The organism is Marinobacter sp. UBA2498, from assembly GCF_002341575.1.
GTDB lineage: Bacteria > Pseudomonadota > Gammaproteobacteria > Pseudomonadales > Oleiphilaceae > Marinobacter > Marinobacter manganoxydans.
In genome coordinates, this window is the sequence record NZ_DDOI01000134.1 from 12563 (window position 1) to 13104 (window position 542).

Below are 542 nucleotides of genomic sequence, written 5' to 3' on the forward strand. Positions count from 1 at the left end.
CAACAGGCCACCAAAGAACAGCGCTGCCCCACCGACCGCAAAACCCAACCGGGTCCAGACGACCGAGCGAGTGCTCACCATGACTTGAAGCGTCCAGTCCATCCTTGGCAGAGGCGTGCTTACGCTCAGATATTCCCGGGGTTTGCCACTGTCCTGGATACGGACCGTTGCTGACTGCTCGAGAAGCCCCCATGGGGTTCCCAACGTTTTCAGTGCCATTGGCGTCAAATCACGGCCTGGATAACGCCGGCGGGAATACTCGTCGGGCACGGCATCGGCCATCCCCGAGAAATTGCGGTAAAGCCAGTCCTGCCTGCTCGCGAGAAAACTGATGCCATTATGATCAAGCACGACCATCTCCGCCTCTCGCAAGCCAGTAGGGCGATCCCATTGGGATTCCAGTTCGTGAACCAGAACCTTCACGGCGACCACCCCGATAATCTGGCCGCCCTCGTCCCGAACCGGATGCGAGAAATACAGACCCCGAACGCCAGACATCAGGCCGAGGGCGAAATAGATCGCCGAATCGCCCGACTCCATCG

Annotated in this window: 1 pseudogene; it reads right to left on the reverse strand. The window is 59.4% G+C overall.

The features are described 5' to 3' along the window. A pseudogene (locus tag B2W52_RS18400) lies at positions 1–542 on the reverse strand (sensor histidine kinase); the annotation flags it as partial.